Here is a 12651-nt window from a genome sequence, read left to right on the forward strand (position 1 = left end):
ACTCCTTCCTCTGGCGCGCCATTATGACGGCAGACGCCTCAATCCTCTCCGTGCAGCATGATCGTGGCGAGCGGCGGCAAGGTCATCCTGGCCACGCCTTTCTCAGCCTGCACCGCACCCAAATTACCGACACCGCTGCCCCCATAGATCGCGGCATCGGTGTTCATCACCTCCTGCCAGATGCCGTCATGGGGCAGCGGCACGCGATAATCATAATGCACTACGGGCGTCATGTTCGCGATCACCGCGACAGGCGCCGCGCCGGGTGCCTTGCGGACCCAGGCGAACACCGAATTCTCGCGATCGTCCACGATCAGCCATTCGAAGCCCTCGCCTTCGCAATCGCGCTGATACAGGGCGGGAAGAGAGCGGTACAAACCGTTGAGATCACGAATGAGCGTCTGGAGGCCGGCATGGGCGGGCGCGTCCAGTAGCTCCCAGTCGAGCGCGCGCGCTTCGCTCCACTCCCGGCGCTGCGCGAACTCCTGCCCCATGAACAGCAGCTTCTTGCCGGGATAGCCCCACATGAAGGCATAATAAGCCCGCAGATTGGCGAATTTCTGCCAATCATCGCCGGCCATCTTGTTGAGCAGCGAGCCCTTGCCGTGGACCACCTCGTCATGGCTGAGCGGCAGCACGAAATTCTCGGTATAGGCGTAGGTGAGCCCGAAGGTGATTTCTTCATGATGATAGCGCCGGTGGATCGGATCGCGCGCCATGTAACTAAGCGTATCGTTCATGAAGCCCATGTTCCACTTGAACCCGAAACCCAGGCCATTGTCATGTACGGGATGCGTGACGCCCGGCCATGTGGTGGATTCCTCGGCAATCGTCATGATGCCGGGATGGGCACCGTAGATCGCCTTGTTCATGGTCTGGAGGAAGGCTGCGGCCTCCCAGTTCTCGCGCCCGCCCTCAGCGTTGGGCACCCAAGCGCCCGGCTCGCGGCTATAGTCGCGGTGGAGCATCGAGGCGACAGCATCGACCCGCAATCCGTCGACATGATAGCGCTCGGCCCAGAACAGAGCATTGTTGACGAGGAAGCTCGCCACCTCGCGCCGCCCGAAATTGTAGATCGCCGTATTCCAGTCCGGATGGAAGCCCTGGCGCGGGTCTTCATGCTCATAAAGTGCCGTGCCATCGAAGCGGGCCAGCCCGTGGGCATCGGTCGGGAAGTGCGCGGGCACCCAGTCGAGCAGCACGCCAAGGCCGGCGCGGTGGGCGCCATCGACAAAGCGGGCAAAGCCGGCCGGATCACCGAAGCGGGCCGACGGCGCATAAAGGCCGGTGGTCTGGTAGCCCCAGCTCGGGTCATAGGGATGCTCGGAGACCGGCAGGAACTCGATGTGCGTGAAGCCCATGTCCGCGACGTAGGGGATCAGTTCCTCGGCCATCCGGTTCCATGACAGGAACCAGCCGTCCTCGTCCCGCCGCCAAGACCCGGGGTGAACCTCATAAATGCTCACCGGCACACGGCGCGGATCGACCGAGGCCCAATGCGCGCGGTGGGCAGCATCCCCCCAGTCCGGCTTGGCAGGAGAGAAGGTCATCGACGCGGTTTTCGGCCGAAGTTCGGAGGCGAAGGCGAACGGATCGGCCTTGAGCGGCTGGACCGTGCCGTCCGGCCCGACGATCAGATATTTATACGCCTCCCACGCCCCCAGGCCGGGCATGAAGATTTCCCACACGCCATTGTCACTGCGACGGCGCATCACATGGCATTGGCCGTTCCAATCGTTGAAGTCGCCGACCAGCGCCACGCGCTGTGCGTTGGGCGCCCAGACGGCAAAGTGAACGCCACTGGCGCCTTCATGTTCAATGAGATGCGCGCCGAGCTTGTCGAACAATCGGAAGTGCGTGCCTTCCCCGATCAGCAGATCATCGAGCGGCCCCAGGACCGGCCCGAAGCTGTACGGGTCCGTGATTGTCCACTCGGCCCCCTGCCCCTTCGCACGATAGCGCAAGGGCTGACGCGGTCCCGACACTGCGCCTTCGAACAGACCGCGCGCATCGACGCGCTCCAGCGTGCCCAGCCGCGCTCCGGCCAGGTCATGCACCTCCACCTGCTCAGCCCCCGGCACCACAGCGCGCACGAATATGCCGGTCGGCCCTTCGTGCGGCCCGAGCAGCGAAAAGGGGTCGGCATGGGTGCCAGCCAGCAAGGCTTCAAGGGCCGCTTTGGGCGGCTTCACATAACTCCCCAGATGTCTTTGGCATATTCCGCGATGGTGCGGTCTGAGGAGAACCATCCAACGTTCGCAATGTTCCGCAGCGCTGCACTTTGCCAACCGGCCGGGTTCGACCAGCGGGCATCGACAGCGCGCTGGGCCTGGCTGTAGCTCTCGAAATCGGCGGCGACCATGAACCAGTCATGGTCATACAGCCCACCGATCAGTTCGACATACCGATTGGGGTCGTCCGGCGAGAAGACGCCCGAGGCAATCGCTGAAACCGCCTGCTGCAACTCGCGCGACTCCTCGATGATCTGGCGCGGATTATACCCATTGGCCCGCTGGTGCGCGACTTCATCCGCCGTCAGACCGAAAATGACGATATTGTCGTCGCCGACCCGGTCCTTGATCTCGATATTGGCGCCATCGAGCGTGCCGATGGTCAGCGCGCCGTTGAGCGCGAACTTCATATTGCCAGTGCCCGAGGCCTCCATGCCAGCGGTGGAAATCTGCTCGGAGAGGTCGGCCGCCGGGATGATCTTCTCGGCCAGGCTCACATTATAGTTTGGCACGAATACGACCTTGAGCAACCCGCCCACCGAGGGATCGCTGTTGATCCGCCGGGCAATGTCATTGGCCAGTTTGATGATGAGCTTGGCATTATGGTAGCTGGGCGCCGCCTTGCCGCCGAAAATCTTGACGCGCGGCACCCAGTCGATCTCCGGGTGGCTGCGGATCTGGTCGTAGAGCGCCACCGTCTCGATGAGATTGAGGAGTTGGCGCTTATATTCGTGGATGCGCTTGATCTGCACGTCGAACAGCGCGGAGGGATCGAGGCGGATGCCCATATGCTCGCGCAGATGCTGCGTGAGCGCCTCCTTGTTGGCGCGCTTGATGGCCCCCAGCCGCTGCCCGAGCGCGGCATCATCGGCGAACCGGTTCAGCTCGTGCAGCTTCTCGGCATCGTCCATGAACCCGTCGCCGATCGTCTCGCGAATGAGCGCGGTGAGGCCGGGATTGCACTCCAGCAGCCAGCGGCGCGGCGCGACGCCGTTGGTCTTGTTATTGATCCGGTCCGGGTAGAGCCGATGCAGATCGGCGAAGACGGTCTGCTTCATCAGCTCGGTATGCAGCGCCGCCACGCCATTGACGCTATGCGCACCGGCGAAAGCGAGATTGGCCATGCGCACGCGGCGCTCGCCATTTTCGTCGATCACGGAAATGGCGGAGATGGCTGCATTATCGAGCTGTTTGCTGGCCCGCGCCTCACGCAGCACCAGCGCGTTGATGGCGTAGACGATCTGCATATGCCGGGGCAGCATCCGCTCGAACAGCGGCAGGGGCCAGCTCTCCAGCGCCTCTGGCAGCAGGGTGTGGTTGGTGTAGCCGAAGGTAGCGCGCGTGATGGTCCACGCATCCGCCAGTTCCAGCCCGTGATCGTCCATCAACAGGCGCATCAGTTCCGCGACGGACACCGCCGGATGCGTATCGTTGAGCTGGATGGCGACCTTGTCCGGCAGGGTGCGGATGTCGCCATGATATTGCATGTGCCGCCGCACGATGTCCTGAATGGAGGCCGACGAGAAGAAATACTCCTGCCGCAGGCGCAGTTCCTGCCCGGCCTGCGTCGAATCCGCGGGATAGAGCACGCGCACCAGGCTTTCGGCGCGCACCTGTTCGGCCAGCGCGCCGGCATGGTCGCCAGCATTGAAGGCATCAAGCCGCAGCGGATCGACCGGAAAGGCATTCCACAGCCGCAGCGTGTTCACGCGACGTCCGCGCCAGCCGACCACGGGGGTGTCGACCGCCATGGCGATGACCTTCTCGGCCGGATGCCATTCGACGCGCCCATCGACATCGCCGACGACTTCGCCACCAAAGCCGACGCGATAGGCGCTCTCACGGCGCTCGAACTCCCAAGGATTGCCATGGGCCAGCCAGTTTTCGGGCAGTTCGACCTGCCAGCCATCATCGATGCGCTGGCGGAACATGCCGTTCACATAGCGGATGCCATAGCCATAAGCGGGGATGTCCAGCGTCGCGAGGCTCTCCATGAAGCAGGCCGCGAGACGCCCGAGACCGCCATTGCCCAGCGCAGCATCCGGTTCGATCTCCACGATCTCGTCCAGATCCACCCCATGTTCGGCCAGCGCGGCGCGCACCTCCTCGACCACGCCGAGATTGCTCAGCGCGTCGCGCAGCAGCCGACCGATCAGGAACTCGAGGCTGAGATAGTAGACTCTCTTCGCACCTGCAGCATGAGCCGCCTTGGAAGATTCCATCCACCGCTCGATGATCTCGTCGCGCAGGGTATAGATTGTCGCGGCGAGCCAGTCGTGCGGCAGCGCAGCTTGACTATCCTTGCCAATCCGGTGGACCAGCGCGTCGACAATCCGCATCTGAAGCGCCTTGTCCGACCTGCTGTCTCTGCTCGCCATTAGCCCTGCCCCTTTTCGATTCATGCCGCGTCGCGGAATCACCCATCGATAACACAGACGCACGCATGCGCCAGCCTTGCTTTCAATGCTTTTCCTCTACCCCCCGGGATCAGTGCAGAGCCCAAATTTCGATTGAATCTTAGTAGTTGCCGTCTGCATTTATTTGAATAGCATTCATTTGAAGCTGACCTTTCGAGTCGGCGACGCAGACGGGGAGGATATGGCTGCGCGGCACAGGTTAGCGCAGGCAGATGGCGTTCGCTCATTCGATGTTCCTGCGCACGATGACGCGTATCCACGCCGCTCACTCTTCCTCGAGAGACGACCACGCTGCGCGAATAGCTCGCGCGACGCAGGGGAGGAAGACTGATGAACCCACGAACTGACAGATGGACGGCGCGTGCCCTGGCGAGTTGTACGGCGCTCGCCTTTGCCTTCAACGCGCCAAGCCCGGCAAAGGCCCAGTCCACCGAGGCGGACGCGCAGGAAACGCAGGCGATCGTCATAACCGGATCGCGGATCGTACGCCGCGATTATACCTCAGCGACGCCGCTGACCACCGTGACCAGCGACACCTTGCAGTCCTCATCGGATCTCAGCATCGACCAGGGGCTGAAGGAAATGCCGCAGTTCACAGGCGGCGTGGGCGCGACCGGTCGCGGCGGTGCCGGCCTGACCGGCCTGGCCGGATCTGACGTGCAGGCCACACCGACCAACAGCCCCGGTATCGCGACGCTCGACCTGCGCGGCATCGGCGCCAATCGAACGCTGGTCCTCCTGGATGGACGGCGCACTCAGCCGGCCAATGCGACACTGGTGGTCGACATCAACACCATTCCGAAGGCAGCGCTCGACAGCGTCGAGGTCATCACCGGCGGCGCGGGCGCAACCTATGGCGCGGATGCCGTTGCCGGCGTCGTCAATTTCAAGCTCAAGCGCGACTATTCCGGCGTCACGATCGATACCAGCATGGGAATCAGCGAACGTGGCGATGGCCGGCAGTTCGAGATATCCGCCCTTGTTGGTGGCAATTTCGCCGACGGACGCGGCAACGCCATGCTGGGCGTGACCTATCAGGACCGCGACATCATCTATCAGGCGGATAGCCCCTTCTATCAGGCCGGGTATACCGATCCCGCCAGCAGCGGCGGCGCGGTCTTCTTCGGCAGTAGCTTCGGCGTTACGCCGCGCACCAACACGACCGGCGTTCCGGGCGTGGTGGCCGGCTTCGACTTCGGTGCACCAGCCGGCAACCCGTCCCAGGTGGCCGTCAATCAGGTGTTCGCGCGCTACGGCTTCGCGCCGGGCGAAGTCACGATTGCCGGGCCGGGGCTGTCGACCAGCTTCTTCTTCAATAAGGCGGCAAATCCGCTCGATGCCACGATCTTCTCGGGCGTCGTCGGCCGCGTGACAGGTGCGGCCGCACCCAATTACAACGGCACCGACCCCAATGTGAAAATCCTGGAGAACGGCAATGCCTCCTTCGTCAGCAAGGAAGGCTATCTCCAGTTGCCGCTGCGGCGAATCTCTTTCTTCGGCAGCGCGCATTACGACATCACGGATGGCATTACGGCCTATGTTCAGGCCAAGTTCGACCAGAACAACGTCCAGACCCAATCCACCTATGCCACGGCGTTCAGTCAACTGAATGCCGGTATCACTTTCGACGCCGCGACATGCGGCGCGGCGGTGGGGCATCCTGTGCCGCAGGACCTCTGCGACATCCTGCGCAGCCGCGCCCGCCCGAATGCGCCATGGTCGCTCAATCAATCAATGACGTTCATGGGCCCCTCCCGCACCGAAACGAACACCTATAATTATGAGGTGATTGGCGGCTTCCGCGGCAATGTCGGCATTCGCGACTGGACGTTCGATGTCTTCGGCGGTCACGGCAAGAGTTCGCAAGTTACGCGCTATGAGAATTTCATCGATCTGGATGCCTACCAGACGCTCATCGGCCTCCCCAATTACGGCGCCGGAACAACCTTCCTGCACCCCAGTCTCGGCATGTCCGCAAGCTGCACGAGCGGCCTCAACCCGTTCACCACCGCCCCGGTCTCGCAGGACTGCCAAGACCTGATCCAAGCGAACATCAAGGCTGAGACGGTCGTCGGGCAGACGCAGGCGGAAGTGAACTTCCAGGGCGGACTGTTCGACCTGCCGGCCGGAGAAGTGCGCTTTGCGGCCGGCGCGTCCTATCGCGAAAACAACTTCTTCTATGAGCCCAGCGGCCCGCTCAACGCGCAGACGATCAACAGCGGCGTCATCAGCCTGCCCGGCGTCTCGCGAACGGAAGGCAAGATCTTCGTCAAGGATTTTTACGGCGAGGTCCTGATCCCGCTTCTGTCCGATCTGCCCTTCATTCAGGCACTGAACCTCAATGCGGGCTATCGTCATTCGAGCTACAACACGGCAGGCTCGGTCGGCACATGGAAAGTCATTGGCGATTGGGACGTGAATGACTGGCTGAAGTTCCGCGGCGGCTACCAGGTCGCCAACCGCGCACCGAACATCGCGGAAATCTTCCAGCCGGGCATCTACACCGTGGTCAATTGGCCCGGCGGCGATCCGTGCGCGACCCACGCCAACAATTCTGCTTATCCCGGCTATGGCAATCGCGCCGACAACCCGGATCGCGCGCAGGTTCTGGCACTCTGCTCCGCGATCTCAGGCGGCTTTCCGATCGGCCCGGATTTCGTCGGCAATCAGCCGCAGTTGTTCCCGCTCGGGCGGGATGTCACATTGGGCAACCCAGGTCTCAAGTCCGAGGAAGCCCGCACCTTCACGGCCGGCATGATCATCCGCTCGCCATGGCGGGATTCCCCGTGGCTCAGCCGGCTGACCCTCTCGGTCGACTATTATAATATCAAGATCGCAGGTGCCGTCTCGACCCTGTCGACCGATTATGTCTACCGCCAGTGCTTCAACTTTGATGGCACAAGCAATCCCACTTACGATCCCGGCAATGAGTTCTGCACCCGGATCATCCGTGAGCCCCAGAGCGGCTTCTGGTCGGCGACACGCGCTTTCTTCGAGAATTTGGGTAAAATCCACACCGCAGGCATCGACGCCAATCTTAACTGGACGGTCCCGGCGCCCGGACTGTTCGGAGATGAGGGATCGTTCACCACCAATATCGCGTTCAACTATCTCGACAAGTTCGACGTCCAGAGCTTGCCGGGCGGGCTGACGGCCGATTACCGCGATACCATTGGCAGCAACCAGTATAGTGCGCAGTTCAAATGGAAGCTGTCGACCAACGTCGCCTATAATTTCGGGCCGGGGGCGATCAGCCTGACATGGCGTCATCTGCCCAAGGTTCGCTACTTCACCTACGCGACCAGCACGACCGCGACCGAACTCCCAATCCCCGCCTATGACATCTTCGATCTCTCGGGGCGGATCGCAGCGACATCCACTGTGGAGTTGCGGTTCGGCGTGGACAATCTGTTCGACAAGCAGCCCCCGCGCCTCGGCGTGCGGGCGGGCACGCTCGCGCAGGGAGGCTCTTCGCAGTCCGGTGTCACGGACCCGAGTACCTACGATGTGCTTGGCCGGCGCTTCTTCCTCGGCGCGCGGTTGCGCTTTTGACAAGGGTGTGGCGGGCGCATTGGGCGTCCGCCACTTGCCTCCCAACGCGCCCCTGAACGGTTGCAGACAAGACAGGTCGCGCGGGCGGTTGCACATTGGTCACGCGCAAACTAATTTTGCGGACCGCAGAGATTTTTGCGACTTTTTTGGGCGATCGCGCCCTTCTGGCAAGGTTACGAAGGAACGGCATCGCATGAAAAGCGCTCCCAAGACGGCAGGCAGCGAAGCTGAAATCTTCGGGAAGGTCCTGCCACCGAAATCGGGCTATCCTTCCCCGGACATGGCGCTGACCATCACCATTGTGATGCTGGCCCGCCGCTGGCGCGCGCTGGTCGATGAGAAGCTGCGGGATATCGGCCAGAGCGCATCGCGCATGGAGGCGATGTCCTCCATCGCCTATGCACCGCCCGGCACGACCCAGATCCAGATCGCCAAGCGCGTCGGGATCGAAGGCCCTACCCTCACCCGCACGCTGGACCTGCTGGAGGCCGAAGGGCTGGTGGAGCGGCTGCCCGACCCCAGCGACCGGCGCAACAAGCTGATGCGCCTGACGGCCGAAGGCTACCAGACGCTGGCCCATATGCTCCAAATCGCCGCCAGCCTGCGCGCGCATTTGCTTGAGGACGTCTCCGAGGAGAAGGTGCGGGAAGGCTATGACTTCTTCTCGATGCTGCTCCAACGCATCGAATCCGGGCTCGATTTGCCCGCCGACCAGATCGGGAAGCTGCCGGGATTCGCAAATAACGGACTGCCACCCGCCACCCGCTGACGATTTATGGGCTCGGATGGTCCGCGCCGGATAAGCGGGCCAACGGACAATGCAATCGATCGCGCTGATTCAGACTTCCGTCCCGGGGACGCGGTTTCAACTGATCATCATGGGAGATGGTGGAAGGGGCTGGATTCGAACCAGCGTACGCTCACGCGGGCAGATTTACAGTCTGCTGCCTTTAACCACTCGGCCACCCTTCCAGAGGCGCCTGACCCGGACGGCGGGGCCGTCAAACGGATTGGAGGCGGCTCAATGGCGAATGGGGCCTTGCCTGTCAATGCCATGGTGTGGAAAAGCGCACGCATGAAACGGGGACACAGAACAGGAAAGCCGAAAGGCGGGTATCCGAGGCTCTATGGGCGCCACGCCATCACGGCCGCGCTCGCCAATCCGGAGCGGGTGATTCGCAAGATCTGGGGCACGCGCGAGGCATTGGCCGCGCTCGATCTGCCGCCGGTGCTGCCGATCGTCTATTCGGACGTGGCGGATCTGGGCCGCATGGTGCCAGGCGACGCGCCACATCAAGGCCTTGTGGCCGAGGTGGAAGCGCTGGAGGACATCTGGCTCGGCGATCTGCTGGAACAGGGCGTGCCGGATGAACAGGCGCGCAGGCCGATCCTGGTGCTCGATCAAGTGACCGACCCGCACAATGTCGGCGCAATCCTGCGCTCGGCCGCCGCCTTCAATGCGCTCGGCATCGTGACGCAGGACCGCCATGCACCGCCCGAATCGGGTGTGATCGCGCGCGCGGCAGCCGGCGCGCTGGAAATCGTTCCCTGGGTGCGGGTGGTGAACCTCGCCCGCGCGCTCGATGAAATCGCCGAGGCCGGCTATTGGCGCATCGCGCTCGATGGCGACGCACGCGATACGATCGCCGGTGCGCTGGACAATACCACTCGCGTCGCGCTTGTGCTGGGTGCGGAGGGTGAAGGCCTGCGCCTGAACAGCGTCAATCATTGCGACATGGTCGCCCGCCTGCCGATCAGTCCGCGCATGGAGAGCCTCAACGTTTCCAACGCCGCTGCAATCGCGCTATACGCCTGCATGACGCGCTAGGCGCAAGCCTGGCGCCGTGCCTCGCGGGGGATGAGCGATTGACGAACCGGGCGATGATCACGCGCTGGCTGCTGGTGCTGATCGCGCCCCTGCTGCTTTCGAGCTGCCTGCTGGTGCCGACGCGATTCGCGGCGACGCTCGACATCAAGGCCGACCGCAGCTTCACCTTCGCCTATGTGGGTGAGGTGCAACTTCTCAAGAGCAGTCCGTCCGACTTGACCGAGGGGCTGCTCGATGAGGACAATGCTGCAGAGGACGACGCCACCGATGCCGCGACGGACGATGCGCAGATGTTCAGGATCGCCAGCGAGCCGCAAAGCAAGAGCGGCACTGCGGACGATGCCGATGTGGACGATGAGGCGCAACTGCGGCGCCTCGCCGAGGCGCTGAGCAAGGAATATGGCTACCGCTCCGCCCGCTACATCGGCGACCGCAAGCTCGCCATCGATTACCGGATCAGTGGCCGGCTCGACCATGGCTTCGTCTTCCCGTTCAACCCGGACGGGGAAGTCGTGCTCCCCTTCCTCGCCATCGAACTGCGCGGCAAGGATCGCGTGCGCGTCAAAGCCCCCGGCTTTGCCAATGATGGCGATGCCGCTACCCTGCCGATGGGCACCGCAAGCGGCCGGGAAAGTCCCGGCGGGCTTCTCGATGGCACATTCACGCTGACCACATCGGCAGAGATCGTCAGCCAGAATCAGGAAGAAGGCGCCGAAACCATGACGGATGGACAAAGACGGATCGTCTGGAAGGTCACCCCGGCCACCAGGGATGCACCGATGGCCGTGCTGCGCGTGGCGCCGCTGCCATGAGGGCGCGCGCAAGCCTTGCGCTGCTTGTCGTAAGCGCTGCCCTGTCTGCCAGCGCAGCCCGCGCTGCTGACAGCGAATCGCTTGGCATCTGGACCAATCCGCAGCGCAGCGTGCAGGTGCGCGCGCATCGCTGTGGCACGGCGACGTGCGGGACGGTGATTCAAGCCAGCGAAAAAGCCCGCGCGGATGCGCGCAAGGGCGGGATGGACAATCTGATCGGCGCGCGCCTGTTCAGCGGCTTCGTGCCGGAGAAGGAAAATGTCTGGCGCGGCAAGGTGTTCGTACCGGATATCGGCAAGACCTTTTCCGGCACCATCACCCTGGTCAACGAGCGGACGCTGAGCGCGCAAGGCTGCCTGATCGGCCGCATCGGCTGCCGATCGCAGGTCTGGACCCGGGTGGACAACTAGACCCGGCGGGCGCCCCCTGGCGCGCACCGGGCCAAAGCGCTCAGTCTTCCGGCGCGATCGTGACGACCATGCCCTCGAGCTCCGGGCTGACCGGGATCTGGCAGGAGAGACGGCTGGAGGCATTGCGATGCTCGGAGCTGTCGAGCAGATCGTCCTCGTCGCCCTTGAGCGGCGGGAGCTTGTCCGCATAGGCCTCGTCAACATAGACATGGCAGGTTGCGCAGGAACAGCAGCCGCCACAAATGGCCAGCAGTTCGTCGATTCCGTTGTCGCGGATCACTTCCATGACCGTGTGGCCATTCTGGGCCTCGATCTCGTGGCGCGCGCCGTCCCGTGTCACAACCGTCAATTGCGGCATTTTTATCTCCAAACCATGGTTTGGCTCGCTATGAGGGGCTGCTGGACAGAAATCAACCCGGCGACGCGCGCCGCTCTTTATCCTGGGACGAACCATGCTCGATGATGCCGCATTGCGGACTTCGCTGGATGCGCTGGCGGCAGATCAGCCGGCGATCGCCGCGTTGATCGAGCGGCTCGGTTACCCCCCATCCCGCCAGCGTGAGCCGGGATACGAAACGCTGCTGCGCACCATCGTCGGCCAGCAGGTGAGCGTCGCCGCGGCGGCCTCCGTATGGAGCAAGCTGGAGGCCGCACTCGGCACCGGCTGCGCGCCCGACGCCATGCTGGCGCAGGATTTCGATACGCTGCGCGCCTGCGGCCTCTCCCGCCAGAAACAGGGCTATGCCCGCAGCCTTGCTGAACTGGTGGTCAGCGGCGGGGTGGATCTCCACGCGCTGCCGCAAGATGATGAGGAGGCCATTGCAGCGCTCGTGCGGATCAAGGGCATCGGCCGCTGGTCTGCGGAAATCTATCTGCTGTTCGCGGAAGGCCGCAGGGACATCTGGCCGGCGGGCGACCTCGCCGTGCAGATCGCGGTGGGGCAGATCATGGGCCTCGATGCGCGCCCGGCCGAACGCGAAACCCGCGCGCTGGCCGAGGCATGGCGTCCGCACCGCAGCGCCATGGCGCTGATGGCCTGGCACCATTATAACACCCCGGTCTTCTAATGCGCTGTCTCCCCCGCCCCCTTCCCGTCAGAGCAGTGCGTCGATCGCCTTGGCGAGGGCAATATCGCGCGCGCTCAGGCCCCCGGCATCATGGGTGCTCAGGCGAATATCCACGCGATTGTAGACGTTCGACCATTCCGGGTGATGATCGGCGCGTTCGGCCAGCAGGGCGACCTTGCTCATGAAACCGAAAGCGGCGACGAAATCATCGAACCGCAGGCTGCGCGAAATGCCGCTGGCATCATCCGACAGGCGCCAGGCCGGGACGGTGCTGAGCGCTTGCGCGCGCTCCTCGTCGGAGAGACGGGCGATCCTTGGCATGGCGGTCTCCTTT

General features: G+C 63.4%; 10 protein-coding genes and 1 tRNA gene. 6 read left to right on the top strand and 5 right to left on the bottom strand.

Features of this window, described 5'->3' with window-relative positions; translation table 11 throughout:
* Positions 1–38: 38 nt before the first annotated feature.
* Positions 39–2192 (bottom strand): 1,4-alpha-glucan branching protein GlgB, encoded by a 2154-nt coding sequence (gene glgB, locus M2341_RS12230; RefSeq protein ID WP_264585431.1) that lies wholly within the window; start codon positions 2190–2192, stop codon positions 39–41.
* Positions 2189–4609 carry a glycogen/starch/alpha-glucan phosphorylase gene (locus tag M2341_RS12235; protein ID WP_264585432.1) on the bottom strand — a complete coding sequence of 807 codons (2421 nt, stop codon included), beginning with the start codon at positions 4607–4609 and terminating at the stop codon, positions 2189–2191. The genes glgB and M2341_RS12235 overlap by 4 nt, the downstream gene beginning before the upstream one ends.
* Positions 4610–4978: 369 nt before the next feature.
* Here M2341_RS12235 and M2341_RS12240 point away from each other — a divergent pair, with 369 nt between their 5' ends.
* A complete protein-coding gene (locus M2341_RS12240) occupies positions 4979–8200 on the top strand; it encodes a TonB-dependent receptor domain-containing protein (protein ID WP_264585433.1) in 3222 nt (1073 codons plus the stop codon).
* Positions 8201–8393: 193 nt separating this feature from the next.
* Positions 8394–8969: a MarR family winged helix-turn-helix transcriptional regulator gene (locus tag M2341_RS12245; protein WP_264585434.1), complete on the top strand. Its 576-nt coding sequence runs from the start codon at positions 8394–8396 to the stop codon at positions 8967–8969.
* Positions 8970–9086: 117 nt separating this feature from the next.
* On the opposite strand, the gene M2341_RS12250 is transcribed toward M2341_RS12245, so the two are convergent.
* Positions 9087–9172: transfer RNA gene (locus tag M2341_RS12250), tRNA-Tyr, on the bottom strand.
* Positions 9173–9275: 103 nt separating this feature from the next.
* On the opposite strand from M2341_RS12250, the gene M2341_RS12255 reads away from it, so the two are divergent.
* From M2341_RS12255 to M2341_RS12265, 3 genes are read left to right on the top strand one after another with little or no spacing between them, the layout of a single operon-like run.
* Positions 9276–10028 carry a TrmH family RNA methyltransferase gene (locus M2341_RS12255; protein ID WP_181560175.1) on the top strand — a complete coding sequence of 251 codons (753 nt, stop codon included), beginning with the start codon at positions 9276–9278 and terminating at the stop codon, positions 10026–10028.
* Between the two features lie 38 nt (positions 10029–10066).
* The gene (locus tag M2341_RS12260) at positions 10067–10840 is read left to right on the top strand and encodes a hypothetical protein (RefSeq protein WP_319801054.1); all 774 of its coding nucleotides are present in this window, start codon (positions 10067–10069) and stop codon (positions 10838–10840) included.
* Entirely contained in the window at positions 10837–11250 is a 414-nt protein-coding gene (locus tag M2341_RS12265; protein ID WP_264585435.1) for a DUF2147 domain-containing protein, read from the top strand. Before M2341_RS12260 ends, M2341_RS12265 begins: the two co-directional genes overlap by 4 nt.
* 40 nt (positions 11251–11290) lie before the next feature.
* On the opposite strand, the gene M2341_RS12270 is transcribed toward M2341_RS12265, so the two are convergent.
* Positions 11291–11608 carry a 2Fe-2S iron-sulfur cluster-binding protein gene (locus M2341_RS12270; protein ID WP_264570850.1) on the bottom strand — a complete coding sequence of 106 codons (318 nt, stop codon included), beginning with the start codon at positions 11606–11608 and terminating at the stop codon, positions 11291–11293.
* A gap of 94 nt (positions 11609–11702) precedes the next feature.
* Here M2341_RS12270 and M2341_RS12275 point away from each other — a divergent pair, with 94 nt between their 5' ends.
* A complete protein-coding gene (locus M2341_RS12275; RefSeq protein WP_264585436.1) occupies positions 11703–12317 on the top strand; it encodes a DNA-3-methyladenine glycosylase family protein in 615 nt (204 codons plus the stop codon).
* A gap of 27 nt (positions 12318–12344) precedes the next feature.
* On the opposite strand, the gene M2341_RS12280 is transcribed toward M2341_RS12275, so the two are convergent.
* Positions 12345–12638 carry a 4a-hydroxytetrahydrobiopterin dehydratase gene (locus M2341_RS12280; RefSeq protein WP_264585437.1) on the bottom strand — a complete coding sequence of 98 codons (294 nt, stop codon included), beginning with the start codon at positions 12636–12638 and terminating at the stop codon, positions 12345–12347.
* Positions 12639–12651 lie beyond the last annotated feature (13 nt).

It is taken from the genome of Sphingobium sp. B7D2B (assembly GCF_025961895.1).
In the GTDB taxonomy this organism is placed as follows: domain Bacteria; phylum Pseudomonadota; class Alphaproteobacteria; order Sphingomonadales; family Sphingomonadaceae; genus Sphingobium.

Bases quoted from the DNA above. Each gene is read 5' to 3' on its own strand.
- M2341_RS12245 (WP_264585434.1), top strand. From the start codon at position 8,394: ATGAAAAGCGCTCCCAAGACGGCAGGCAGCGAAGCTGAAATCTTCGGG.
- M2341_RS12270 (WP_264570850.1), bottom strand. From the start codon at position 11,608: ATGCCGCAATTGACGGTTGTGACACGGGACGGCGCGCGCCACGAGATC.
- M2341_RS12265 (WP_264585435.1), top strand. From the start codon at position 10,837: ATGAGGGCGCGCGCAAGCCTTGCGCTGCTTGTCGTAAGCGCTGCCCTG.
- M2341_RS12280 (WP_264585437.1), bottom strand. From the start codon at position 12,638: ATGCCAAGGATCGCCCGTCTCTCCGACGAGGAGCGCGCGCAAGCGCTC.
- M2341_RS12275 (WP_264585436.1), top strand. From the start codon at position 11,703: ATGCTCGATGATGCCGCATTGCGGACTTCGCTGGATGCGCTGGCGGCA.
- M2341_RS12235 (WP_264585432.1), bottom strand. From the start codon at position 4,609: ATGGCGAGCAGAGACAGCAGGTCGGACAAGGCGCTTCAGATGCGGATT.
- M2341_RS12240 (WP_264585433.1), top strand. From the start codon at position 4,979: ATGAACCCACGAACTGACAGATGGACGGCGCGTGCCCTGGCGAGTTGT.
- M2341_RS12255 (WP_181560175.1), top strand. From the start codon at position 9,276: ATGAAACGGGGACACAGAACAGGAAAGCCGAAAGGCGGGTATCCGAGG.